Annotated in this window: 22 protein-coding genes and 1 tRNA gene; 12 read left to right on the plus strand and 11 right to left on the minus strand. The window is 59.0% G+C overall.

Annotation, left to right across the window (positions count from 1 at the left end):
* Positions 1-36 precede the first annotated feature (36 nt).
* Positions 37-354 (minus strand): antibiotic biosynthesis monooxygenase family protein, encoded by a 318-nt coding sequence (locus IE087_RS15145; protein ID WP_189370208.1) that lies wholly within the window; start codon positions 352-354, stop codon positions 37-39.
* Positions 355-430: 76 nt separating this feature from the next.
* On the opposite strand from IE087_RS15145, the gene IE087_RS15150 reads away from it, so the two are divergent.
* Positions 431-850, plus strand: a complete 420-nt coding sequence (locus tag IE087_RS15150; RefSeq protein WP_189370209.1) for a hypothetical protein — start codon at positions 431-433, stop codon at positions 848-850.
* A gap of 107 nt (positions 851-957) precedes the next feature.
* Positions 958-1296 (plus strand): EamA family transporter, encoded by a 339-nt coding sequence (locus IE087_RS15155; RefSeq protein ID WP_189370210.1) that lies wholly within the window; start codon positions 958-960, stop codon positions 1294-1296.
* Here IE087_RS15155 and IE087_RS15160 read toward each other — a convergent pair.
* Complete coding sequence (locus tag IE087_RS15160; RefSeq protein ID WP_189370446.1) at positions 1293-1565, minus strand: TFIIB-type zinc ribbon-containing protein; 273 nt, start codon at positions 1563-1565, stop codon at positions 1293-1295. The genes IE087_RS15155 and IE087_RS15160 overlap by 4 nt on opposite strands.
* Positions 1566-1717: 152 nt before the next feature.
* Here IE087_RS15160 and IE087_RS15165 point away from each other — a divergent pair, with 152 nt between their 5' ends.
* Positions 1718-2371 (plus strand): hypothetical protein, encoded by a 654-nt coding sequence (locus tag IE087_RS15165; RefSeq protein ID WP_189370211.1) that lies wholly within the window; start codon positions 1718-1720, stop codon positions 2369-2371.
* Positions 2372-2383: 12 nt separating this feature from the next.
* On the opposite strand, the gene IE087_RS15170 is transcribed toward IE087_RS15165, so the two are convergent.
* From IE087_RS15170 to IE087_RS15185, 4 genes are all read right to left on the minus strand, one after another.
* Positions 2384-4669 (minus strand): glycosyl hydrolase family 28-related protein, encoded by a 2286-nt coding sequence (locus tag IE087_RS15170; RefSeq protein ID WP_189370212.1) that lies wholly within the window; start codon positions 4667-4669, stop codon positions 2384-2386.
* A gap of 466 nt (positions 4670-5135) precedes the next feature.
* A complete protein-coding gene (locus IE087_RS15175) occupies positions 5136-5867 on the minus strand; it encodes an RES family NAD+ phosphorylase (RefSeq protein WP_229801401.1) in 732 nt (243 codons plus the stop codon).
* Complete coding sequence (locus tag IE087_RS15180) at positions 5864-6280, minus strand: antitoxin Xre-like helix-turn-helix domain-containing protein (protein ID WP_229801402.1); 417 nt, start codon at positions 6278-6280, stop codon at positions 5864-5866. Before IE087_RS15180 ends, IE087_RS15175 begins: the two co-directional genes overlap by 4 nt.
* A 158-nt stretch (positions 6281-6438) precedes the next feature.
* Positions 6439-6840 (minus strand): DUF4864 domain-containing protein, encoded by a 402-nt coding sequence (locus tag IE087_RS15185; protein ID WP_189370213.1) that lies wholly within the window; start codon positions 6838-6840, stop codon positions 6439-6441.
* 287 nt (positions 6841-7127) lie between these two features.
* Between IE087_RS15185 and IE087_RS15190 the strand changes: the two genes are divergently transcribed.
* Complete coding sequence (locus IE087_RS15190) at positions 7128-7895, plus strand: leishmanolysin-related zinc metalloendopeptidase (protein WP_189370214.1); 768 nt, start codon at positions 7128-7130, stop codon at positions 7893-7895.
* 138 nt (positions 7896-8033) lie between these two features.
* Here IE087_RS15190 and IE087_RS15195 read toward each other — a convergent pair.
* The 3 genes from IE087_RS15195 to IE087_RS15205 all read right to left on the minus strand — a co-directional run bounded on the left by IE087_RS15195 (position 8034) and on the right by IE087_RS15205 (position 10493).
* Positions 8034-8109 (minus strand) — tRNA-Gln (locus IE087_RS15195).
* 63 nt (positions 8110-8172) lie between these two features.
* Positions 8173-9504 (minus strand): mechanosensitive ion channel family protein, encoded by a 1332-nt coding sequence (locus IE087_RS15200; protein WP_308425466.1) that lies wholly within the window; start codon positions 9502-9504, stop codon positions 8173-8175.
* Complete coding sequence (locus IE087_RS15205) at positions 9501-10493, minus strand: NADPH:quinone reductase (RefSeq protein ID WP_189370450.1); 993 nt, start codon at positions 10491-10493, stop codon at positions 9501-9503. The genes IE087_RS15200 and IE087_RS15205 overlap by 4 nt, the downstream gene beginning before the upstream one ends.
* Before the next feature lie 80 nt (positions 10494-10573).
* On the opposite strand from IE087_RS15205, the gene IE087_RS15210 reads away from it, so the two are divergent.
* Positions 10574-10963 carry a Rid family hydrolase gene (locus IE087_RS15210; protein WP_189370215.1) on the plus strand — a complete coding sequence of 130 codons (390 nt, stop codon included), beginning with the start codon at positions 10574-10576 and terminating at the stop codon, positions 10961-10963.
* Here the strand turns inward: IE087_RS15210 and IE087_RS15215 are convergent.
* Positions 10960-11430: an SH3 domain-containing protein gene (locus tag IE087_RS15215; protein WP_229801423.1), complete on the minus strand. Its 471-nt coding sequence runs from the start codon at positions 11428-11430 to the stop codon at positions 10960-10962. The genes IE087_RS15210 and IE087_RS15215 overlap by 4 nt on opposite strands.
* A 146-nt stretch (positions 11431-11576) precedes the next feature.
* Here IE087_RS15215 and IE087_RS15220 point away from each other — a divergent pair, with 146 nt between their 5' ends.
* The 7 genes from IE087_RS15220 (at position 11577) to IE087_RS15250 (ending at position 23552) form a co-directional block, all read left to right on the plus strand.
* Complete coding sequence (locus tag IE087_RS15220) at positions 11577-12563, plus strand: 2-hydroxyacid dehydrogenase (protein ID WP_189370217.1); 987 nt, start codon at positions 11577-11579, stop codon at positions 12561-12563.
* 71 nt (positions 12564-12634) lie between these two features.
* Positions 12635-14416 carry a gamma-glutamyltransferase gene (gene ggt / locus IE087_RS15225; RefSeq protein ID WP_189370218.1) on the plus strand — a complete coding sequence of 594 codons (1782 nt, stop codon included), beginning with the start codon at positions 12635-12637 and terminating at the stop codon, positions 14414-14416.
* 27 nt (positions 14417-14443) lie between these two features.
* Entirely contained in the window at positions 14444-15853 is a 1410-nt protein-coding gene (locus tag IE087_RS15230) for an FAD-binding oxidoreductase (protein WP_189370219.1), read from the plus strand.
* A gap of 28 nt (positions 15854-15881) precedes the next feature.
* Positions 15882-16472, plus strand: coding sequence for a spondin domain-containing protein (locus IE087_RS15235; RefSeq protein ID WP_189370220.1), 591 nt, complete (start codon positions 15882-15884; stop codon positions 16470-16472).
* Positions 16473-16662: 190 nt separating this feature from the next.
* A complete protein-coding gene (locus tag IE087_RS15240) occupies positions 16663-19164 on the plus strand; it encodes a GcvT family protein (RefSeq protein WP_189370221.1) in 2502 nt (833 codons plus the stop codon).
* A 98-nt stretch (positions 19165-19262) separates the two neighbouring features.
* A complete protein-coding gene (locus IE087_RS15245) occupies positions 19263-20507 on the plus strand; it encodes an efflux RND transporter periplasmic adaptor subunit (RefSeq protein ID WP_189370222.1) in 1245 nt (414 codons plus the stop codon).
* A gap of 3 nt (positions 20508-20510) precedes the next feature.
* A complete protein-coding gene (locus IE087_RS15250; RefSeq protein ID WP_189370223.1) occupies positions 20511-23552 on the plus strand; it encodes an efflux RND transporter permease subunit in 3042 nt (1013 codons plus the stop codon).
* Here the strand turns inward: IE087_RS15250 and IE087_RS15255 are convergent.
* The gene (locus IE087_RS15255; RefSeq protein ID WP_189370224.1) at positions 23549-24313 is read right to left on the minus strand and encodes a GH25 family lysozyme; all 765 of its coding nucleotides are present in this window, start codon (positions 24311-24313) and stop codon (positions 23549-23551) included. The genes IE087_RS15250 and IE087_RS15255 overlap by 4 nt on opposite strands.
* Between the last annotated feature and the right edge of the window lie 16 nt (positions 24314-24329).

Below are 24329 nucleotides of genomic sequence, written 5' to 3' on the forward strand. Positions count from 1 at the left end.
CGATTATTCCGACCGTATGCGAGACGCGGTTCCCCCTCAAAAAACCCCCGCCACCTCATACATCACCGGTTCAAACCGCGTGCATAGCCCGGCAATCTCCCGGTTCCGTTCCCGCATCTCCTCCGTCCGCAGCATCGCCTGAAAATCCTCGCGCCGTTGCCATTGCGAGTAATTGGCAATCCGCGTCTGCGCGTCGTTCACATGCAACCCAGCGGCAATGAACCCTGGCTGGTGCGAGATGAAGTCGCGATAGGCTTCCTGCAGCCTGTCCAACAGGTCGGCACAAGTGCCGGGGGAGCATTCGAAGGTTGTGATAACGGTCTGGCACTCGGTGGCTGGATCGATCTTGGGCATAGGGCACCTCCTGACCATGAGTATAGCAAAACTTTGCGGGACTGGCGCGGGCAGGGCGGCACGCTATGTTCGCTGCATGCGCAGTCTCCTGACCCTCATCCTGCTCGCGGCTCCAGCCCACGCATGGGAGTTCAGCCCAACCCCGATCTGCACCCTGTCGCACGCCGAGCCGACGGCAGATATCGCGGTGACCTACGACCACGCCAGCCGTCTCTACGCCATCGCGGTCACAAGCCCCGACGGTTGGCCCAACGCCGCGGCCTTCTCCATCCGCTTTGATGGCGCACAACCCAACACGATCTCGACAACGCGCCACAGGACCGATGCGAATACGCTCACGGTGACCGATGTGGGCTTTGGGAATGTGCTGGACGGGCTCGAATTCAACACAACCGCCACCGCCTTTACCCAGACGGCCGCGGTCACCGTTTCGCTCACAGGCGCCGCGCCCGAAGTGCAGAAGTTCCGCGCCTGCGCCACTGCACCCGTCGCCTGACACGTCAGGAATACCGGACTACGGCCCGGCCCTTCGGCGTGCTATGATCGCCCGATACTTTCAAAGCCCCGCAGACCATCGCGAGGCCCTCATTCAAGGGCTTTCAAATGGATCATATCGTTTTCGGATTTGCATTTACCTTCGTGACAGCATTGGTCGTCATCGCAGGTGACTATGTATTGAAACTGGCCGCCGACGGGAACCAACCCATGTGGTCCGGCCTCGTCATGCTGGGTGTCGTGCTTTACGGCATATCGGCGTTTTTCTGGTTCTATGCCATGCAGCACTTCACGCTGGCGCAAGCGGGCGTCGCATACTCCATGCTCACGCTTATTGCGCTGGCGCTGATCGGCGCGCTGCATTTCGGCGAAACGCTGCACGCCCGGGAATATGCTGGCCTTGGCTGTGCACTTCTGGCGATGGTTCTGATGAGCCGCCTGGCCTAGAAATCAAAGATGTCGCCCAGCAAGTCGCCCATGCCCTTCTTCCGTTTCCTGCGGCGAGGGTCATAGTCTTGGTCGTCATAATCCCGTTCCGGCTGTCCGCGCGGGGCTTGGGGCGGGGGCGGCGGTGCGGAATAGGCTGCTGCACGCTCGATGATTTTGTCCAGTTCACCCCGATCCAACCACACCCCACGACACTGCGGGCAATAGTCAATCTCGACCCCGCTGCGGTCAGTGATGACAAGGGGCGTTCCGTCGATGGGGCATTGCATGTGCGTGTCTCCAAATGGCTCCCATCCCATATAGGGTCGGTCGGCTTCCACTGCAGGGCGGATCGGCAAAAAAGAGCGAAAACCCGATCCTAATCAATTGTTAACCAAGTCTGGGTCACGGTCATTCTTTGTTAAGAAAGACAGATGAACCCGTGATGCGCCTTTTCCTGACCCTGCTGCTATTGGCGCTTGCGCCCGGCGCGCAGGCCGGAGCGTGGTTGCAGGAGCACAGGAAGGGCTTTCTGTCATACAGCGGCGTCTACGAAGAAACCGGTCGGCTCGATGGAACGGTGTATGTCGAGTACGGGCTGCGGCCCAAGCTCACGCTGGGAGCGAAGGTTGATGCGGACATGACGCTGGGGCGTTTGGGCGATGGCACGGCGTTCGTCTTTATCCGCAAGCCGATCCCGACGGGCGAAAAGAACTACAAACTGGCCTATGACATAGGGATTGGCAGCACGTTCGGCCTTGTTATGGAGCCGCTGCTGCGCACCGGTTTGAGTTATGGCCGGGGTATCACCATCAAGGATCGCCACGGTTGGGTGGCGATCGACGGTGCCGTGGAATGGGCGATAAACGAGGGTCCCAACACGCTGAAGCTCGACTCCACCGTAGGCCTTGCGCTCAACGACAAGTTCAAGGTGATGATGCAGGTCTTTGTCACCAGCGCTGATGGGGATACGTCAGCAACTCTCGCCCCATCGGTGATCTGGCAACCCAAACCCGACGGGGCAAGTTTTGTCCTGGGCCTTGAGGACGAGGATGGAACCCTCGCCCTCAAAATGGGTATCTGGCGGTCTTTCTGACAGCGGTTTAGATCAGCCGCGGTCCATCCGAACGGTTGCGCGCGCCGAGCCACTCACGTCTTCACTGAACTCCAGCGTGAACGCATCTTCGTTTGAACCTGCACGCCCGCGTGCCACCGGCATTTCGTAACGACGCTGGTTCACCGTGTTGCGTAAGTCGTCGGTCAGTGCAACAGAATCCACGAATTGACAGTAGCTTTCAAAAGGGAGCCGGTTGTCTGTCTCGATCACCCAGGTGCGTGCTTTCGTGCTTTGGCTGTGTGCTATGACCAATGGGTTTTCTGCGTGTTCGCGCACGTTGTGGTAGGAGTTACCCTTGAACCAGACAGCACGGTTCCGGTCGTAGTCCAGATCGGCAAAGCTGGTGTCGACGCGCTCTGCTCGGTCAATCTGGCCATTGATGGACCGGAACCGGTTGCCGGTCACCGTCACACCGTTCAGGAAATGGCCCGCAGCATGAGGTTTGATCACCAGGTAGCTGAACCAGGGGGCAACGCTACCGGACAGAAATACATTGTCCGTCAGGCTGAACGAACTGAAGGAAAAACCTGCGTTGAATTGAGGTGTGGGGTCTCGCTCGTTGGTCCATTCAACAAAGCAATTGTCGATGTAGTTCCCGGTGACCACGCTGGCAGTATAGTTGTCTTGCAGGACAACACCTGCTGTGCGCAGGCCGCCTGCTATGCCGTCACCCTGGAAGAAGTGATTGCCTTTGATCAGATGGTTCTGACCGGCCAGAACCATGAAATGGCGGAAGCGGGTGGCGCGACAATCGCGTATCTTAGCGTCATTCGAGTTAACGTTGAGGCCAACGGTCTGGCGCTCAGTTACATTCACTGACTCTTCGGATGACAGGAACTGACACCGGTCGATCAGAATGCCCTGACACCCGCCGCCGATAGAAGTAATGCCACGTTCCTTTGGACGGCTGATAAAAGAGTCCTGCAATTCAAAGGTTGGGCCAGCAGGGGCCAACATGATGCCGCTGCACTTCCCATTGCACTGAAATTCGATGTTCGACATGTTGAACTTTGACAGCTTCGAGAAGCCGCTGAAATCAATCAAGTAGTCGAAACGCTCGAATGTATAGGTCTGCGTACCTTCAGCATCAAATGGAGGCGCATTCAAAGTCAGTGTTCCGGCTCCGACATTCTTGCTCCGAACATATATTTCGCGACCAACGCCGTTGCCTGTAACAAGTGCTCCTACGGGTATGTTCGCGATGTTTGTGACATTGCTCAGCGTGCGGGTGTCGGATGAATTGTATGTTGCTTGACTGGTGACCGTTTCAGTACCCCAATCCGCCCCCAGTGCTTCGAACTGCCCATTCCGGATCACGCGACGCGTATTGTATTGATCCCGGTTTGGAACTGCCGATTGCATATCTATGGGTTCGAAAACGGCAATGCGGCGCCCACCCAAATCCAGGCTTTCGTGGTCTGAGCTGTTCAACAAGGCCTGAAATGCTTTTTTGAACGCGACGACTTCGTCGCCAAAGGCTTCAATATACGTTGGCAAGTCATAGCTTTTGCGCAACAAAAGCATGCTGTCGTCCGGCATGCTCAGTGTGCCTTCGAACTTGACCAATTCCTGAAAAGCAACGTCGTTTTCCAGTCGGAACACGCCTTCCGGAACCAGAATTGTCCGACCATTGGCAGCAGCGTTGGCGGCATCAAAGGCGGCGCTGTCATCGGTGATGCCATCGCCAATTGCGCCGAAATCACGGACATCGACGACTGATAGGATGTCGCGCAGGAAAACGGACGTGATGTCTTCGACGATAATGTCGTCTATTCGGACAATCCCACCGTTGGGGCCTGTCAGGTCCAGACCAAAATGCCCGTAGACCGCTTCGGGACCCCAGACAAGGTCAACACCTGATCGGTTGCCAGCGCCGATAATTGCCGACAGTTCGACCACGTCACCGTAGTTCGCCAGCGCCACGCTGTCTCCTACAGTATCAACACCGGGTACCGCGTTCCCGTTTGCCAAGGCTGCATATCCTCCGACACGAACGGATGGCAGGCTTCCGCTGATCGCTTTCAGTCGGACAATCACACGCAAGTAACACCCAGGCAGCAAGGGGGTTTGTCCCATGTAACGCAGGCGCGTTGTGTTTGACGTTTTTTGCAACTCAAGGCATCCGCCAAAATCCTGGTCGGCAACAACAAGGGCCGCATTGGGCGCGTTCTCGTACGTGTCTGATCCTGGGGTGCCGTCACCGCTAGACCAGACATCCAAACCGTCTGCAAAGGCGGGTGGCATCAAAAGTACGCCATCTGTAATTGCCTTGTTCATCTATTCATCCCTTTTCCGCAGGGGCCGAAACAGCCCATGTCACGCAGTCAACCCAAAGCCGTTCCGAAAGCGCGGCTATCACGGGCAGGGGAAGTATCAACAAGAGGTTAATGAGCGCCGACAGGACCGTTCGGCACAAGCACCATATGCGCAACGTGTGGCGGTATGCGGACACGTTCAGAGCCGAGGTCGACCCGTTCCGCTGCTTGCAGAATTCCTGTGAGCTTGCGAGGGGAGTTCGCTTTCAAATGCAATGTTGGCAGGGTTGCTGTGACTGCCAGGCTAGATCAATCGCGAGTGTGATCCGTGGCCTGTACAACTTGAGCATGTCACGCAGAGAGCTGCTTTTCCGTCAATGTCGTTTAAAGTGACGAAACGGTGCGGGCAGAAACGTTCAAATGCGCTTTTCACTCAGGATACAGTCTTTGTTTCGATTGGAAAACGGTCGGTTAAGTTTGCGACCCTGCTACATATGCGCCGGGGCCGGTTGTTTGGCACCGGAAGAAATCGCAGGCTCAGGCTGCCCAAACCATGTAAAAACCCACGTGGCGCCTTGTCGGACATTTTGGATCACGTTGGGACGAAATGCGGCCAGGCATGAGCCTCCGGATCGGCGAACGGAAGGAAACAGAAATCCATTTGATCCAGCGGCCACGTATCGATCTGCCAAACGCTGGCCCGCCGGATACCCGATGCCCGGATCGGGGTGCAATTCTGCCTTTAAACCGGCTCCGTGCAGGTCGTGAAACTCTGTGGCGAATGACGCGTTCAGTTCGCGATAGGCCGTCACGTTTTCGTAGATACCAGTGGCATGCAATTCCTGAGTCAAATGCCAGCTGACCTCGGATTGCGCCGTCTCGACCCGATCCTCACCCCATGTCGCGTACCATGCGCCGCGGTCTGGCCCGCTGAAACGGTTCCCGGTTTCTCGCGTGTAGCAAAATGCAGCGTTGATGTACGTCCACCCATACCCGTGGTGTTCGTTCACCAACTCGTCGGAACGCACCCCAGGCGGAATGAATTCCGGGAGACCAAGACGTGATGACGATTGGCCCTCCAATTCCGCGAGAAAGGCCAGGTCATCCTTGTCGTCAGCCAGAGGCGCCAATGCGGGTTCGTTGATGTAAGCGGTCGAGATCAGGCGGGTTGTCGTGGCTTCAATAAAATGGCGGGCCTGAATGCCTGATACGTCGCTCACACGCCGCCTCGCAGGGCGTCGATATGGCGTCTTACAGTCATCATCGCGGGGATGCCGCCTGCGATCATTCGGTCTATTGGGGTCTGCCCGACAAAAGCCGGACCGGCATTTGGCTGCTTTGGCCACCCCGCTTCCAAGGGGCCGTTAAACAGCAGGCGCAGGCCTTTGAAAATGCCGATCAACAGACTGGCGCGCATCATTTTGTCCTGATCAAGTTTGCCCTTGAAAGCTCCGGCTTTCATACGGCTCCACGTGGCTGTCGGCACATCAAACAAGGCAGCAGCCTCCCCGTTGGTCAGCGACCACGCCTCTGCAATTCGCACAACGGCTCTGATAACAGTGGCGATGCGCTGAGGGTCGCTAAGGGGGGCGATGACTTGGGGTTGTTCAGCATGTTGTGCGGTGCGGATCACAATGGCCTCCTCAGAAGAGAAGAGAAAACTTATCATATGACTAGGTGTTATTCAACCCGTCGCCGATTCCTCGGATCATTGATGAAAGATCCAACGAACTGGCCACATTGCGCAGGCCACACCAAGACGCTAACGACGATATCCTAGTGCGAAGATGTTTACGCACTCACCCCAGGTGCATCCAAGAGCTGAACACCACTGATTTTCCAACCATCACCGGTTTCGACCATCGAATACGCCAGAAAATGTGTCACACCATCTGTATCCTCTATTCGGACGGTCTGAACATAAGTTCCGGCTTCCTCGCGCAGGTCGAGATAGGTGACATCAGCGGGGCGCCACACCATCGGATAGCCCTGTGTAACCATGCGACCGAAATTCTCTGGCGTCCGGAAAATTCCTCGGATCGACGGGGCGGCGAAGGTAAATGCCAGTGTAAAATCATCCGCTTTGAAAGCTTCGATTTGACTGGCAATGACGCCCTCGATCTCGGCGCCCTGCGCAAACGCTGCACCAGCAAGGCTACAGGCGAAAACTGCTCCGATCATCCACTTGCGCATAGTCAACTCTCCATGTGTCCGCAAAAACGTAGAGCGTCTTGCAAAGTCGGCAATGCTTCCAATCGGTGAACCGACATCGATGCTGGTCGGTTTGGACTGCTCCGGTCGAATCCAACCATTTGGACCGCAACCGCAACCCAACGAGCGTAAAGTGTACGTCGATGGCAATTTCTGGCTGCCGTATCATCTCATTTTCGGCTGCTGGATGCCTACAAAACGGCGGGCGGTGGTACTATCTCGTCATCCTCTGTCACATTACCGATGCACGAAACAGGAGGGATCAAATCATGATCGAACTCAGTTTTGACGGCAACGTAACGGATCAAAGGCGCACGGTTTTTGAACGATCAGCGCAGCGTTGGGATCAGGTCATAAACACTGGCTTCGATCCCATCGAAATCGATGGCGATATCTTGAGCGGCGTCAGAATTGACGTTTCGATCCAACCCATTGACGGCGCGAACGGTGTGCTAGGGCAGGCCGGTCCAACACTCTTGCGTCAGGTCGACGGTTTGCCGCTCGTCGGTATTATGCAATTCGACCAAGCAGATGTGGCTAGTCTCGAAGCTGGGGGGCGGTTTGAAGATGTGATCCTTCATGAAATGGCTCATGTATTGGGGTTCGGAACGCTTTGGGACAGGAAAAATCTGATCCAAGGCACAGGCACAATGGACCCGCGTTTTGTCGGAGCTTCGGCTGCAAGGGAGTTTGCGGCCCTTGACCCACAGGGTGGAAATGCTGTTCCGATCTCAAACACCGGTGGTGCTGGCACGCGCGAAAGCCATTGGAGAGAGTTGGTGTTTGGCGATGAATTGCTGACGGGTTTCCTATCCGGCGATCAGCGCCCACTAAGTCGATTATCCATCGCTTCTTTTGAGGACCTCGGCTACGAAGTGGATTATGACGGTGCGGACCCGTTTGTTCTGCCTGATTTTCGGAGACTCGCAATGATGGGCATCACCGAGGCAGTTCGCATTTGCGATCTTTGCAGGATGGGGCGCACGGAGCCTGTTGTTCATGGTGCCCCTCCGGCTGAACCGCCTGATGGATTGTAGGACGTGGAATCAAGCGCCTTTTGCAAAGGAAGTGCTTCAATTCCAACTTCGAATAGGCTCGATGCCGAAACCGGCCTGAAATGCGGTAGCGACGCGTAACGATACCCTACGCAAACTTTGCGGTATTGGAGGTATGGATGGCTGGGATGGTAGGACTCGAACCTACAACCTACGGTACCAAAAACCGGTGCTCTACCAATTGAGCTACATCCCAACGTGCCGCGCTAATTAGAGTGGGCGTGCCGCGCGCGCAAGCCCCTTTACGCCAAAAAAACGACTATTCCTTGGGCGCGGCATCCGTCAGCAAATCGGGGGCTTCCGGGTCATTACGTTCGGCATCGACCAGCTTGTCCAGTCCTGCTTCCGACATGTCGGTGACATCGGCGGCGTCGACGTCTGAAATCGGCGGCGGCGCGGCCGCAGATTCGGTTCGTCCCGGTTGGGCTAATTCGACGTGATTTGCCGCGCCACCAAGCAATTGAATGCGATAGGTCGTGTCAGGAACTTCGATCCCGGCGCTTTCGATCCGTGCTTTGACCAGACGAAGCGCTTCGCCCTTGGCGCGGGCCAACGACGTTGCCTCTTGATCAATCCAGCCGGTGACAGTCAGAAAGATTGCGCCGTCGCCAATCCGTTCAATCCATGACATGGGCGCTGGCTCGGACAGGATAAAGGGCAATTCCGCCACGGTTTCTTCTGCCGTCTGCCGAACCTCCGCCAGATCAGCATCCGAACTCACGCCAATTTCAAAGCTGAACCGCCGCTCTTGATTGGTTGAGAAATTCACGATCCGGCTTTTGAAAACGGTCGCATTGGGGATGCGGATATGGTTGCCGTCAAAGCTGAGCAAGATGGTGGCCCGACTGGTCAGGCGAATGACTTTGCCTGTGTCGCCCTCGATCTCAACCACGTCATTGGGGCGAAAGGGTTGGCGGATCGACAGCATGATCGAAGCGATGAAGTTCTCGACCGTGTCCCGCACGGCAAAGCCGATGGCCAGACCCACGATACCTGCCGCGCCCAATATCGTGCCCAGCAGGGCGGTTGCCCCAAGAATATCCAACGCGATGACGACACCCGCGATGAAGAACAGAATGCGCACCACCTGGCGGTAGATGTTGGCGATAAAGGCATTGGGTGCAATCCGGTCCCAAGGATAGCGGGCGCGCGCCAGCAATACGCCAAGGGTCAGAACGAGCACAAAGGCCAGCAGAGCCACAGCAATCAGCGGCAACATTGCAACGGCCTGGGTCATGCGGGCCTGGAAGCGTTCAACAGCAGGGTTCAGGCGGGCAACCACATCGGTCGTTTCGGTCACCTGGTTTTCGATCGCAACGACGCCTTCGACTCGGCCCACCAGTTCGTTCAGACGGTCGGCAGTTGCCGTGTCCACTGTTGTGCCCCGCAGCGTCACGATCCCCGAGGTGACAGAGACCGTGACCCCGTCGAACCCTTCCAGTTCATTGAGAATATCGCGGATGCGCACGGCAATGGCCGCATCCTGCGCGGCGTTGTCCGTGATGGCGATCGTGCCCTGTGGTTGATCTGCGTTCTGTGCGTAAAGAGGGGCCGCGCACAGACACAGGATGATCAAAAGGGCGCGGATCACGCCTGCACCTCCACCAGAACGGCCCCGTTGCGACCACCTGCTTCGACCGCTTCATGTGCATGCGCGGTGTCGGCAAGTTGAAAGCTCTGTGCAACCGGGCACGTCAGAGCGCCAGCAGTCAAAGCATCGTGCAAATGCTTGATCGCCACGGCGCGCTGGTCGGGCAGTAGAAGATAGATCAACAGGATGTCGATGGTCGCCGCCTTAAACAGCAACGGACCAAAGGGCAGCGTGGGGGCCATGTCCAGCGCCGACCCGTAGGCGGCGATGGTCCCGTTCGGTGCAATCACCTCGGCGTCGGTCTCGACGTTCAGGCCAAATTCGACTTCGATGATGCGAGAGACAGTGGCACCGGCATTGGCCGCGAGAATATGCTGCGCCAGATCGGGGTCAGAATAGTTTAGAACGACATCTGCCCCCGCATTTTCTGCGGCTGCCAAGCCTTTGCCCCGTGCTGTCGCGATCACCTTGGCCCCGCCCCACTTGGCCAACTGCACGGCCAGCAGGCCCACTGTACCTGCACCACCTTGGATCAAGAGCGTTTGGTCGGAAATATCTCCGCCTCCGAACACGGCATGCGCTGCGGTCAGGCCGGGGATGCCCAATATAGCTCCGGTCTCCAGAGAGATTGACGCTGGCAGCGGCACCGCCTGATCTGAGGGCAGACAGATATGTGTTGCTGCGGTGCCAAAGGGCCGTTGCCATTGTCCGTTCCAAATCCAGACCCGCTGCCCAATCTTTGTCTCGGGTATGCCGTCGCCAACTGCAACGACACGTCCTGCGCCATCACTGTGTGGGATGATCTGATCAAACGGTGGTTTGGTCACACCGGGGCGCGAGCCGGACCGCGCCTTGACATCTGACGGGTTCACGCCGGAATAGGTCAGCTCGACCAGCACTTCGCCAGTTGCCGGGTTCGGCGTTGGCATATCAACCAATGTCAGAACATCTGCGGCAGGACCGAAACGTGAGTATTGAATGGCTTTCATCGGAATGGTCTTCTTGGATACGCGCTGTGCAACGCGTTGAATGCTAAACAAGATGCTGGCAAGAGCAAGGAGAGTTCCAGATGACGCGACAGGCATTGATACCGCCGGGGCTTGAAGATGCTTGTGCCGTTGCAGGCATGTCTCCCGGTGTTGTTTCGCACAATCACGTTTTCATGACGGGTGTCACCGCGGCTGCTGCGGATGGCACGATGCCCATCTCGGAGGAGGCGCAATTCAACGCCTGTTTCGCCAAGATTGCCGAGGTGCTGGCGCAAGCTGACCTGGCGCTGGATGCCATTGTGGAGATGACCAGCTACCACGTCGGGCTGCGCGCCCATTTCGATTCGTTTGATACTGTAAGGCGGAAACATCTGTCCGAGCCCTATCCCGCATGGACGGCAGTTGAAGTGGCAGGTTTGCGGCGCGAAGGTGCTGTCGTGGAAATCCGGATCGTGGCCGCGCTGGGCTAGTCGCGCAACTCGTCCATCGCAACGCCCCAGAGGCGCGCCTTGGGCGCCCAGCCGCGATACCCACCTGAACTTAACCGGCACCACTCGGGTCCGCACTTGCCCAAGCGGGCAACCACACCGGCCTCCAGAGCAGCTGTCACCGGCGCATTGGCGTCGGGTTTCGTGCGCAAGGTCAGCATATCCTGTTCAACAATGACGGTGCGCGTGCCTGAAAGCAGCGAATAGTGTACCCAGCCACCCATGCCGTCCCGGTCTTCGACCCGGCGCCAATGTCCATGTTCGGCTGTGATACGCAGGGGCATGTCACGGCGCTTGAACACCCAGTCGATCCGGTGCGTCAGGGACGGACCACGGCGCACGTTACCTTCGGCGGCTTTCATCGACACGAAGCGGGGCAGTGGCAGGTTGGTTACGGGACCCGTGTCTCGTGCCATCGCAGGCAGGGTCAGCCCCAGCACCAAAAGCATCGATAGCACAAACCGCCAAACCGCAATCATCGGGAACTTTCCGCTCGTCACTCGCCTTTTGATGTGGCCGGGGTTCTTGTGCCTCGTGCTCACATCCGCCACCATGCCAAAGATAGGACGCAAGGCCAAGCACCGGGGAGGGCGCAATGCCAAAGGAACGTCTGAGTGTTGTCGTTACGCGACGGTTGCCCGCCGAGGTTGAGACCCGGCTGAGCGAGTTGTTCGATGTCACCCTGCGTGACAGCGACGCCCCCATGACACGCGCCGAATTGGTCGAGGCGATGAAGTCCGCAGATGTCCTTGTTCCGACGATCACGGACACCGTGGATGGCGCGATGATCGGACAGGCGGGTGAGCGGCTGAAGCTGATCGCCAATTATGGTGCTGGCGTCGATAATATTGACGTCTCGACGGCACGGCAGCGCGGCATTCTTGTGTCGAACACGCCCGGCGTGCTGACCGATGATACGGCCGACATGACCATGGGACTGATCCTGGCCGTCACCCGTCGCCTGCCCGAAGGGCTGGCCGCGATGCAATCAGGAAATTGGGACGGGTGGGCGCCTACTGCGTTCCTTGGTGGCCGGGTCGCCGGACGCAGGCTTGGCATCCTTGGCATGGGCCGCATCGGACAGGCGGTTGCCCGCCGAGCGGCGGCTTTCGGCATGCAGGTGCACTATCACAACCGTCGTCGCCTGCGTCCCGAGATCGAAGAAGAGTTGCAAGCCACATGGTGGGAAAGCCTCGACCAGATGGTGGCCCGCATGGATGTGATCAGCGTCAACTGCCCGCACACACCCTCCACCTTTCACCTGATGAATGCACGCCGTTTGAAGTTGATGAAACCGGACGCCGTGATTGTGAACACGTCGCGTGGTGAGGTCATTGACGAAAACGCCCTGACCCGGATGTTGCGTGCGGGCGAGATCGCGGGGGCGGGTCTTGATGTCTATGAAAACGGGACCGAGGTGAACCCGCGCCTGCGCGAACTGAACAATGTTGTGCTGCTGCCCCATATGGGCTCGGCCACACGGGAAAGCCGGGTCGAGATGGGCGAAAAGGTCATTATCAACATCAAGACCTTTGATGATGGCCACCGCCCGCCGGATCAGGTTGTGCCATCCATGCTGTGATACCCCGGGCGGCGTGTCTGCCCGGTTTTGACGTCTGATTTGACCTGCCTGCCGCGCCAAAGGAGGATCCCATGCGCTTTTCCATGACCGTTGCCTTTACCCTGATCGCAGGGGCCGCCTTGGCCCAGCAAACGGCAGATGCCGTGCAGCCCGAAAGCGGGACCGATGGCGCTGCCGTCGCAACGACCGAGGCGGTGGCTGCCGCTCAGGCCTCCAAGGACGCAGGTCAGCCGGTCGAAGCGCAAAACTACATGGTGGCCGCGGCCAATCCGCTGGCTGTGCAGGCCGGTGTCGAAGTGCTCGCCAAGGGTGGCACCGCAGCGGACGCCCTTGTTGCGGTGCAGGTCGTGCTTGGCCTAGTCGAACCGCAATCGTCAGGACTGGGCGGTGGCGCGTTCCTTGTCTGGTATGATGCGGAAACACAGGAATTGACGACCCTTGATGGTCGCGAAACAGCACCGTTGGCAGCCACGCCGCAATTGTTCCAGACCGAGGATGGAGAACCCATGGGCTTCTTCGATGCAGTGGTCGGCGGACGATCCGTTGGCACGCCAGGCACACCGGCATTGCTGGAAGAGGTGCATCGGCGTTGGGGCAGCCAACCGTGGCCTACCCTATTCGATGCCGGGATTGATCTGGCCGAGGATGGGTTCGAAGTGTCGCCGCGTCTCGCTGGTCTGGTCGAGCGGGATGCAGAACGCCTGGGCCGCATTCCCGTGACCGCAGACTACTTCCTGCCAGACGGGGTGCCATTGAGCGTGGGCACAGTGCTGCAAAATCCCGAATATGCCCAGACTTTGCGGATCTTGGCGGCTGAAGGTGCCGATGCGTTCTACACCGGCAAGATTGCGCAGGACATCATGGCGACTGTGCAATTTGCACCGGGCAATCCGGGCGTTCTGTCCGAGCTTGATCTCGCCATTTATCAGGTCAAGGAACGGGCACCGGTCTGTGTCAGTTACCGCGCACATGATGTCTGCGGGATGGGGCCGCCCTCATCCGGGGCGCTGACCGTGGGACAGATCCTTGGAATGCTAGACAGTTACGATTTGGAAGCGCTGGGGGCGGAGAACCCTGAGAGCTGGCGGCTGATCGGGGATGCCTCGCGCCTCGCCTTCGCGGATCGAGGGCGGTACATGGCGGACAGTGATTTTGTCCCAATGCCAACTGCCGGTCTTGTTGATCCTGCGTATCTTGCCGACCGCGCGGGTCAACTGGGCGGAGACACGACACTGGCCGAAGTCGCGCCGGGCAATCCGGCCTTTGACCATGCCAGCAACTGGGCGGATGACCAAAGCCTCGAACTGCCGTCGACCTCGCATATCTCGATTGTGGACGCCTATGGCAACGTCGCGTCGATGACGACCACCATCGAAAACGCATTCGGGTCGCGGCTGATGGTGCATGGCTTCCTGCTGAACAACGAACTCACTGATTTCAGCTTCAGCACCCATGTGGATGGTGTGCCAATTGCAAATGCATTGGCGCCGGGCAAGCGCCCCCGCTCATCCATGTCCCCCACCATAGTGATGAAGGATGGCGCCCCGGTTCTGGCCATCGGTTCTCCTGGCGGCAGCCGCATCATCGGCTACACAGCCAAGTCGATCATCGCATGGATGGACTGGGGTATGGACGTGCAGCAGGCCATCAGTCTGCCCCACGCGGTGAACCGCTTTGGAACCTATGACTTCGAAGAGGGCACATCGGCCGCCGATCTTGCACCTGCCATGGAAGCGCTTGGCTTCGAAGTGAATGTGCGTGGGTTGAATTCCGGTCTCCATGCGATTGAGATTGGTGAAACTCTGCTGGGCGGGGCGGACCCGCGCCGCGAAGGAATTGCGCTGGGCGACTGACGCCCGGCGATCAGGGGGAGAGCACACATGCCGCAGGCTATTGATCTGCCACGCAACGAAGAGGGGATTGCCACAGCGCTTGGCATCCTCAAGCAGCAATTCGGCGATCGGTTCCACACGGGTCAGGCGATGCGCGACCAGCACGCGCACACGACCACGTGGATTCGCGGTCAGGCCCCAGATGCGGTGGTGTTTCCCACCTCGACCAAGGAAGTGTCCGACATCATCAAGGTCTGCGCGACGCACCAGGTGCCGGTGATCCCCTTCGGCACCGGCACGTCGCTGGAAGGGCATGTGAACGCGCCTGCAGGCGGGGTGTCTGTGGACCTGACGCAGATGGATCAGATTCTGGCCGTCAATGCCGAAGATCTCGATTGCGTTGTGCAACCGGGTGTGACGCGCGAGCAGTTGAACACCTATCTGCGGGACCGTGGGCTGTTCTTTCCCATCGATCCCGGCGCCAATGCCTCGCTTGGGGGCATGGCGTCCACCCGCGCGTCGGGCACCAACGCGGTGCGCTACGGCACGATGAAAGACAACGTGCTAGCGCTTGAAGCTGTAATGGCCGACGGTCGGGTGATCCGAACCGCGCAGCGCGCGAAGAAGACCAGCGCCGGTTATGACATGACCCGGTTGTTGATCGGGTCCGAGGGCACGCTGGGCCTGATCACCGAGATCACGCTGAAACTGCAGGGTATTCCCGAGGCCATTTCTGCAGCCCGTATGTCCTTTCCCTCGATCGATGCGGCTTGTCAGGCTGTGATGACGACGATCCAATACGGCATCCCCGTCGCCCGGATTGAGTTGATGGACGCCCTGAACGTGAAAGCGGCGAATGACTATGCCGGTTTAACCTTGCCGGAGACACCGCTGCTGCTGCTGGAATTTCATGGCTCCGACAGCGGCGTGATCGAACAGGCCGAGATGTTTGGCTCCATCGCCGAAGATGCGGGCGGAACGGACTTTGCAGCCACCGCAACGGCCGAGGAACGCAACAAACTGTGGAAGGCACGGCATGATCTCTACTGGGCGACACTGCAATTGCGGCCCGGTGCGCAGGGGATTTCAACAGATGTCTGCGTGCCCATCTCGCGCTTGGCCGAGGCTGTGACGGGCGCACAGGCCAAGGCGGCAGAACTGGATCTACTGGCACCGATCGTGGGTCATGTTGGGGACGGCAATTTCCACAGCCTTGTGCTGATTGATATGGACAATGCCGACGAAGTGCGCCGCGCCGAAGAGTTCACCGCGTTTCTGGCCGATGAGGCGATCCGGATGGACGGCACCTGCACCGGGGAGCACGGCATCGGGCAGGGCAAGATGCCTTATCTGGTCAAGGAGCTTGGGCCAACCGTCGAATACATGGCGGCAATCAAGACAGCGCTTGACCCGCAGAACATCATGAACCCGGGCAAGATCTTTGGCGCTCGTCGCTAGACTAATCGCGACCGCCCTCTGCCTGGTTATGGCAGGTGTTGCGCAGGCGCAGGACACGGCGCGCTACCGTGTCGATGTCGCGTTCAATTGGACGGCAGAGGATGAGCTGGACGCGCATTGGAGCAGATTGATCGCCTTCGCGCATTCATCGCGATACAGCCTTTTCCGGGACGGAGATACAGCCTCGAGCGGCTTGGCCCTTGTCGCTACAAACGGTCGTGTCAGTGTACTTGAAGCGGAATTGGCCGAGGGGCGTCGGCGTGGCCGCGTCGGCGCGCATGTGGTCTTGCCCGGGGTCGCCAGCCCAGGTGCGTTTTCCTTTGATATGACCGTGGACGAGACGTTGGGCCATATTTCCTTTGCGACGATGCTCGCGCCTAGTCCGGATTGGTTTTCCGGCGCCAGTGGCGTGCAGCTGCGCACCGAAGACAATTGGTTGGATCAGGTGACCGTGGTGCTCTGGCCGTGGGATGCGGGGGTAGATAGTGGGCCGGACTACACCGGCCCGAATGTCGAAACACAACCGCGCCAATCTATCCGTCTGCTGACCCATCCCGACTTTCTGACCGCAGATGGCCTTGCCCCCATCGGACGGGCTTCGTTCACCCGTTTGCCGTGATCCTGCGGACGCCTTCGGCGACGCCATGTATGTGTTGGGGGCCAGCCCCCAAACCCCCGGGATTTTTTGAAACAGAGAAGACGGGACCTGTCGTGGGCGTCGTTTTTCCGCAGCGTTCGGTCGGCTTGCTGGCGCGGGGCGCGCGTTGTTTTCATAGAACAACGGGGACGGATTGCGAGGGAATCGAAACATGAAAACGCAGGTCAAAGCATTGGTTGTCGGCGGCGGCGCTGTGGGGACATCGATTGCCTATCATCTGGCACGTGCTGGGTGGGATGACGTGATGCTGCTGGAGCGGGATGAGCTGACCTCTGGTTCCACATGGCATGCCGCGGGCTTGTTGCCCTATTTCAACATGTCCTATGCCACGACCCACATCCACGACTATTCGATCAAGTTCTACAAGACGCTTGAGGAAGAGACAGGGCTGAACGCCGGTTTTGCCGTTGTGGGCAACCTGCGCATGGCGCAGACGCAGGAGCGTATGGATGAATACATGCTCTATGCCTCCACCGCCGAGACCTGCGATGTGCCCTATGAGTTCATGACGCCGGATGAGATCAAGGCGAAATGGCCACTGATCCGGACCGAGGATTTGAAAGGCGCGCTCTATCACCAGACCGATGGCTACATTAACCCGGCAGATGTCACGATGGCGATGGCCAAGGGGGCGCGTCAGCGAGGCGTGATGATCGAACGCAAATGGCAGGCCGACGCCTTTCACTGGAATGGTGAGGCGTGGGAGGTTACGGCCACCAAGATGGTCGAAAAAGGCGGCAACCTTGTTCCGTCAGACGAGCAGGTGGTGATCACCGCCGAACATGTGGTGACGGCCTCTGGCAACCACGCGCAGCGCACCGCCCAGATGCTGGGTATCAAGATGCCCGCCATCCCGGTTGAGCACCAGTTCATCGTGATGGAACAGGACCCCGAACTGGTGAAGTATCGCGCCGACGGTAATGCCGAACACCCGGTTATTCGCGATGCCGATGCCCAGTCCTATGTCCGCGAGGAGCGTGGCGGCTGGATTTTGGGTGTGTATGAAAAGAACGCGCCTGCACGGTTCGAACACGGCGTGCCGGACAGCTTCCGGGCTGACCTGTTCCAGCTGAATCTTGAGCGGATCGAAGAACAGTACATGGCGATGATCCACCGTGTGCCGTCATGCGAGGACAGTGGCCTCAAGGACGATTTCAACGGTCCCATCTGCTACACACCCGATGGCAACCCGCTGGTGGGTCCCGCGCCGGGTCTGCAGAACATGTGGCTGGCCGAAGGGTTCTCGTTTGGGATCACGGCCGCCGGTGGCACCGGGTACTACCTTGCCCAAATGATGGTCGAGGGTGAAGCCGAGATCGATATGGCCTCGCTTGATCCCAAGCGCTACGGCGACTGGATGACAACCGAATATGCAGCCCGCAAGAACGAGGAATGCTACGAGCACGTCTATATTCTGCACCACCCGGATGAAGAGCGTGAAGCGTGCCGCCCGCTGCGGACGGGTCCAGCCTATGATCGGCAAAAGGCGGCAGGGGCGCAGTTCGGCTGCGTAAACGGATTTGAACGACCCAACTACTATGGGCCGCTCAATGCACCTGACAGCTTTGACCACGACGCGCGGTCCTTCCGTCGCGGCGGCTGGTGGCAATACGCAGTGGAAGAGGCCAAGGCGATCCGCGAGGGCGTGGGGCTGGTCGATGCCACGGCTTTCACCAAGCACCGGATTTCCGGCCCGGGCGCGACGGCTTTCCTCGATTGGTTCACCACCAACAAGCTGCCCAAGGTTGGGCGCATCAACCTGACCTATGCCCTGACGGCGGCGGGAACCACGCGCACGGAATACACCATCGTGCGGCTGGCCGAGGATGACTACTACCTCGTGTCGGCAGGGGCGTGGCACGCCTATGATCAGGATTACCTCTACAAGGCGATCATGGAGAAAGAGGCGGAGTTTGGTCGCATCAACGAAGAGGATGTGACCACCAAGTGGGGTGTCTTCGCCATTGCCGGGCCAAAGTCGCGTGATGTGCTGAACGAGTTGGTCAGGGATGCGGATCCGGCGACCGTGCTCTCGAATAAACGCTTCCCATGGCTGTCTTATCGCGACATCGAACTGGGCATGTGCCCTGTGCGTGCGATCCGCGTAGCCTATACCGGTGAACTGGGCTGGGAATTGCACCACCCGATCGAGATGCAGAACTACCTCTGGGATCAGCTTGTGAAAGCAGGCGAAAAGCACGGGATGAAGCTGGTGGGCGCACGGGCGCAAAATTGGCTGCGTCAGGAAAAATCGTACCGCGCGTTTGGCACAGAACTTGGTCGCGATGCGACGCCCATTGAAGCTGATTTGCCGCGCTTTGTTGATCTGTCGAAGGAATTCCATGGCAAGGCCGCGATGGAAAAGATCGGCGTGCGCTCAACCTGCGTGACGCTGTTAATTGACGGGCCAGAGGATGCGGACCCGTGGGGACGCGAAGCGCTTTATGACGGGGATACGCGCGTGGGCCGACTGACGTCTGGTGGGTATTCGGTTGCCTTTGGGAAGTCCATTGGCATGGGTTATGTCCAGCCCGATCTGGCCCAGCCGGGGACCAAGCTGCAGGTCAAGATGTTCGACAAGCTGTGGCCCGCCGAAGTCGTGACCGACAGCCCCTATGACCCCAAGAACGAGGTGATCCGCAAGGACGGGTGAAACCGCCGATTGAACTGAGTTTGCCCGCCGACTCGTTGACTCGGCTGCTGCGTCGCATAATTGTCCGATCAAGTATTGGACAAAGGCGTAGCACGGCGATGAATATTATTAGCGGTTTTCTATTGGGCATCGGTGCAACGCTTGCATCAGCCTTGTCGGTCAGTGCTCAGGACGTTGTGCGCCCTGCCAAGATCGCGACTGTTCAAGAAACTGAGGCGACGATCCAGCGCACATATCCTGCGATTGTGTTGCCGTCCGAGGAGGTGGAGTTATCCTTTCGCGTCAGTGGGCGCGTCATTGAGCTTCCCATTCGCGGTGCGCAGGATGTGGGGCTGGGTGATCTGATTGCGCAGATTGATCCGCGCGATTTCGAACGCCAGATTGCCCAGCTTGAAAGCTCCCGTGATCAGTCGGCGGCCCAGCTGCGTGCCTTGCGAACAGGTGCGCGCGCTGAAGAGATTGTCGCACTGGAAGCCGCCGTTGAATCGGCGCAGGCCCAGGTGGATCAAGCCCTTGATCAGGCTGAACGGACCCGCGAGCTGGCAGAACGCGGCGTTGTGGCCGCAGCGCGTCTTGAACAAGATGAAGCATCCTTGCGGGTAGCCGAAGCGAACTTGCGCGCGCAGCAAGAGCAGTTGATCATTGGGCAGTCCGGTGGGCGGGCCGAAGACATTGAAGCGTCCGAGGCAGCTTTACGCGGATTGGAAGCCCAACTGCAGGTGGCCCGAGACAACCTCGATGATGCAACGCTGACCGCACCTTTCGCCGGTATCATTTCGCGCCGTGACATCGACAACTTCACTAACGTGCAGGCGGGCCAAAGCATTGCCCTACTGCAAAACATCGACACGGTGCATCTTGCCTTTGACGTGCCCGGGCCGGATGTGATTGCGCTGTCTGCAAATGGGCAGGATCAGATCAAGTCACAGGTGCAATTCGATGCGCTGCCGGGGCAGACATTTGACGCGGAAGTTGTGGAATTCTCGGTTCAGGCGGATGCCGCCACACAAACCTACCGGGGCCGAGTCAGTGTCGCACAGCCGAACGGGACGGTTATCCTGCCCGGTATGGTTGGTCGAGCCTTGGCAACAGCACCCGGGTTTGCTGCAGAACTGCGCATTCCACTGACAGCAGTAGGTGCGGATCCGGATGGTTCGCCTTTCGTGTGGCTGCTGAACGATGACAACGCTGTATCCAAGCAACCCGTCACCTTAGGCGAACCCAGTGGTGCGGAGGTTGCTGTGACTGAGGGAGTAAGCGCGGGTGACCGCGTGATTGCTGCCGGGGTCAGTCAGATCATTGACGGGATGACGATACGTCCGATCACCCGGGTTGGAGATTAAGTTATGGATCTGGCCCGGTTTGCCATCGAAAAGCGTCTGATCTCGGCGATTTCGACGCTTCTTATTCTCATTTCGGGGTATTTTGCCTACACCGTGCTGCCGCGGTTCGAGGATCCCGAATTCATCATCCGTCAGGCTCAGATCGTCACACCCTATCCAGGCGCCAGCGCCGAAGAGGTGGCGGAAGAAGTGACCGAGGTTGTCGAAAACGCCCTGCAGCAGTTGCAAGGCGTAGATGAGGTCAGATCGGTGTCGTCGCCGGGCCTCAGCATCGTGAATGTCGAGTTCACCATTGCTTCGGTATCGGACTATCCGGACCTGTATCAGCGGTTTGCGCAGATGCGTGCCAAGGTCGAGGATGCGCAGGGGAACCTACCGCCCAATGCCCTTGAAAGCGTTGTCTTTGACGACTTTGGTGACGTTTACGCCCTTTATTTCGCAGTGGTTGGGGATGGGTTCTCCATCAGTGAACTGCACGAATACGCCAAGGATCTGCAGCGCGAATTGGTGACCGTCGATGGCGTATCCAAGGTGGTGCTGAACGGTGTTCAGGACGAAGTGATCTACGTCGAATACTCGTCCGCCCGCCTGATCGAGCTTGGGTTGGCACCGGACCAGATTGCACAGATCCTCGAAGGTCAGAACCTTGTCCGGCCCGCTGGATCGATCAAAGCGGGGCAGACCCGTTTGATGGTCAGACCGGAAAGCGCGGTGTCTTCGACTGAGGCCATTGGCAACCTGATGATCACCAACGCGCAGACCGGCGCGTCCTTCCGTCTGTCTGACATCGCAACGATCAGTCGCGGGGTCGAAGACCCGGCGACCATGTTGCTGTACCGGGATGGGAAGGCTGCCATCGGGATCGGGATTTCGAACACGCTGGGCGGCAACGTCGTCAACATGGGTGTCGCGGTCAAGGAACGTATGGATGCGCTGATTGACCAGCGCCCAATCGGGATCGATGTGCTGCCAATCTCGGATCAGTCCGTCACGGTGAAAGAGTCGGTTGACGATTTCGTCATGAACGTCGTCTTGGCGCTGGCCATCGTCGTGGGCACGCTGCTGATCTTCATGGGGCTGCGGTCGGGTATCCTGATGGGCGGCATCCTGATGGTGACTGTCGCGGGCACGCTGTTCGGGATGTACCTCTACGGTCTCGACATGCAGCGCATCTCGCTGGGTGCGTTGATCATCGCGCTGGGGATGCTGGTCGATAACGCCATCGTGGTGGTCGAAGGTACGCTGGTGCGCGTGCAAAGGGGCGAAAGCGCGGCATCGGCCTCCATCGCCGTTGTGAACCAGACGAAATGGCCCCTGCTGGGCGGGACACTTGTTGGCATCCTTGCCTTCTCACCCATCGGCTTTTCGCCGGACAACACCGGTGAATATGCAGGCAGCTTGTTCTGGACCATCGCCATTTCGTTGTTGTTCTCTTGGCTGGTCGCGATCTGGCTGACACCGTATTTCTGCACCCTGCTGCTGAAACCCGGCACAGCCGTGGAAGAGCGGGAAAACATAGTACTGCGGATGTACCGTGGCATCCTCAAACGTGCGATTGCCGTGCGATATCTGACCATCGGCCTTGTCGTAGCGCTGTTTGCCTCTGCGATTGCCATGTTCAGCATGGTGCCGCCCGGCTTCTTTCCGGCCTCCACCCGCGCGCAGTTTGCGATCGACTATTTCTTGCCGCAGGGTGCCGACATCCTTGCGACCGAGGCGGACATACTCGAAATCAGTGAACATGTGCGCACGCTGCCCGGTGTCACCGGAACAAACACGGCCATCGGTCAGGGCCACACGCGGTTCATGCTGATCTACGAGGCCGAGACGCAGAACTCGGCCTACGGGCAGATCCTCGTCGACGTGGAAAGCTTTGACCAGATAGAAGGCCTGCGCAGCGAGTTGCAGGCGTGGATCGACGAAAACTATCCCGCAGCCAATGCCAAGGTTTGGAAATTCATACTGGGTCCCGGCGGTGGGTCCAAGGTCGAGGCCCGGTTCTTTGGCCCCGATCCCGTGGTGCTGCGCGAACTGGCAGCCGAAGCCAAGGCGATCATGTCCGATGCGGGTGCCATCGCGGTCAAAGATGATTGGCGCGAACAGGTGCAAGTACTCCGACCCGTCATCGACACCGAAAACGCACGCCGTCTGGGTCTGACCCAGAGCGATATCTCAGGCGCACTTGCCACTCACCTGACCGGTTCGACCCTGGGCGTATATCGCGAACGGGACGAGTTGTTGAACATCGTCATGCGCCCAACTGCGGTTGAGCGCGATGACGTGACAGAACTGCGCGATGTGCAGGTCTTCAGCCAGGTGGCCGGTGGGTACATTCCGATCAACCAGGTCGTGGACCGGTTCGAGGTTGTGTTCGAGGCGGGCAACCTGCGTCGCATCGACCGCAAGCTGGCCATCACGGCGCAGTCTGACAACGCTGTGGGTGTTCTGTCTGGTGACCTCTTCAACGAGGTCCGGGGTCAGATCGAAGATATCGCCCTTCCGCCCGGCTATGCGTTGGAGTGGAAAGGGGAATACGGCGACTCTGCCGAGGCCAATGCCGGTCTTGCCTCCACCATGCCCTTGGGCTTTGGCGCGATGATCCTGGTTGTGCTCTTCCTGTTCAATGCGATCCGCCAGCCGCTGATCATCTGGCTGACGGTGCCGCTTGCCCTCATCGGGGTGATCTGGGGACTTGCAGCCACGCAAACGCCGCTCGAGTTCATGGCGATCCTGGGTGTCCTGTCTCTGACCGGCCTGCTGATCAAGGCTGCCATCGTGTTGATTGACGAAACCGACAGTCAGATCGCCGGGGGCAAACCGCGTATGGATGCCATCGTGGATTCAGCGGTCAGCAGGGTGCGGCCCGTGTTGCTGGGCGTGCTGACAACCGTGCTGGGTGTTGTACCCTTGATCTGGGATCCGTTCTTTGCCTCGCTCGCGATCGTCATCATCTGCGGGCTCAGCTTTGCGGCGATCCTCACGTTGATCGTGGTGCCGGCACTCTACGCCATCTTCTTCCGGGTCAGCGGGGACGAGGTCGCCTAGCGGATCGTCCGCTGCTCCAGCCAGCTTTGCCAGTCGGCGGCGGAGCCGTTGAAGGCATTGATGTCGATCGCTCCGGGCGTATTCGGCAATGTCCCGGTCGAGGTGTATTGCCAAAAGCGCCACGACTGGCCGGGATAGGCCTGAGCCGGGGTTTTGGCTGTGGTGCGCAACCAGAATTCGTAGCCGCGCAGACGGTTCAACTCGGCATCCTCATAAAAGCCGGGCGTCGTATAGATGATGGGTTTCTGCCCATAGTGCGCCTCGACGATGTCCAGCCAGCGCTGCATTTCATTGCGCACCGTGGCCGCATCGGGGCGACGCTGACAGGTTGGTGAAAACGGGTTCCACTCCATGTCCAGCACTGGGGGCAGGCTGCCGCGCGTCTTCGGCGCGGTGCGGATAAAGAATTGTGCCTGCACCTCGGGCGCCGTGCAGAAATAGTAGAAGTGATAGGCCCCGCGCCGGATGCCCGCCTGACCTGCACCGCGCCAGTGGTCTGTGAACATCGGGTCGGCCAGATCGCCGCCCTCGGTCGCTTTCAGAAAGGCGAACTCGATCCCCACTGCCTTGGCCCGAACCCAGTCCACGCTGGTCTGGAACCGTGCGGCGTCCATGCCGCGTACAGGGAACGTGCTGGGTTGGCGCCCGGCAAAACGCACCGGGTCCGTGTCCCCGATGATTATCGGGCCGGTAAAGGGGGCAGGGCCGGGTGCGCAGGCAGCAAGAAGGACGAATGCGGCAATCAAAAATCGTGTCAACATGAGGCTGAGCCTAGCG

This window comes from Tateyamaria omphalii (assembly GCF_014651375.1).
Classification (GTDB): domain Bacteria; phylum Pseudomonadota; class Alphaproteobacteria; order Rhodobacterales; family Rhodobacteraceae; genus Tateyamaria; species Tateyamaria omphalii.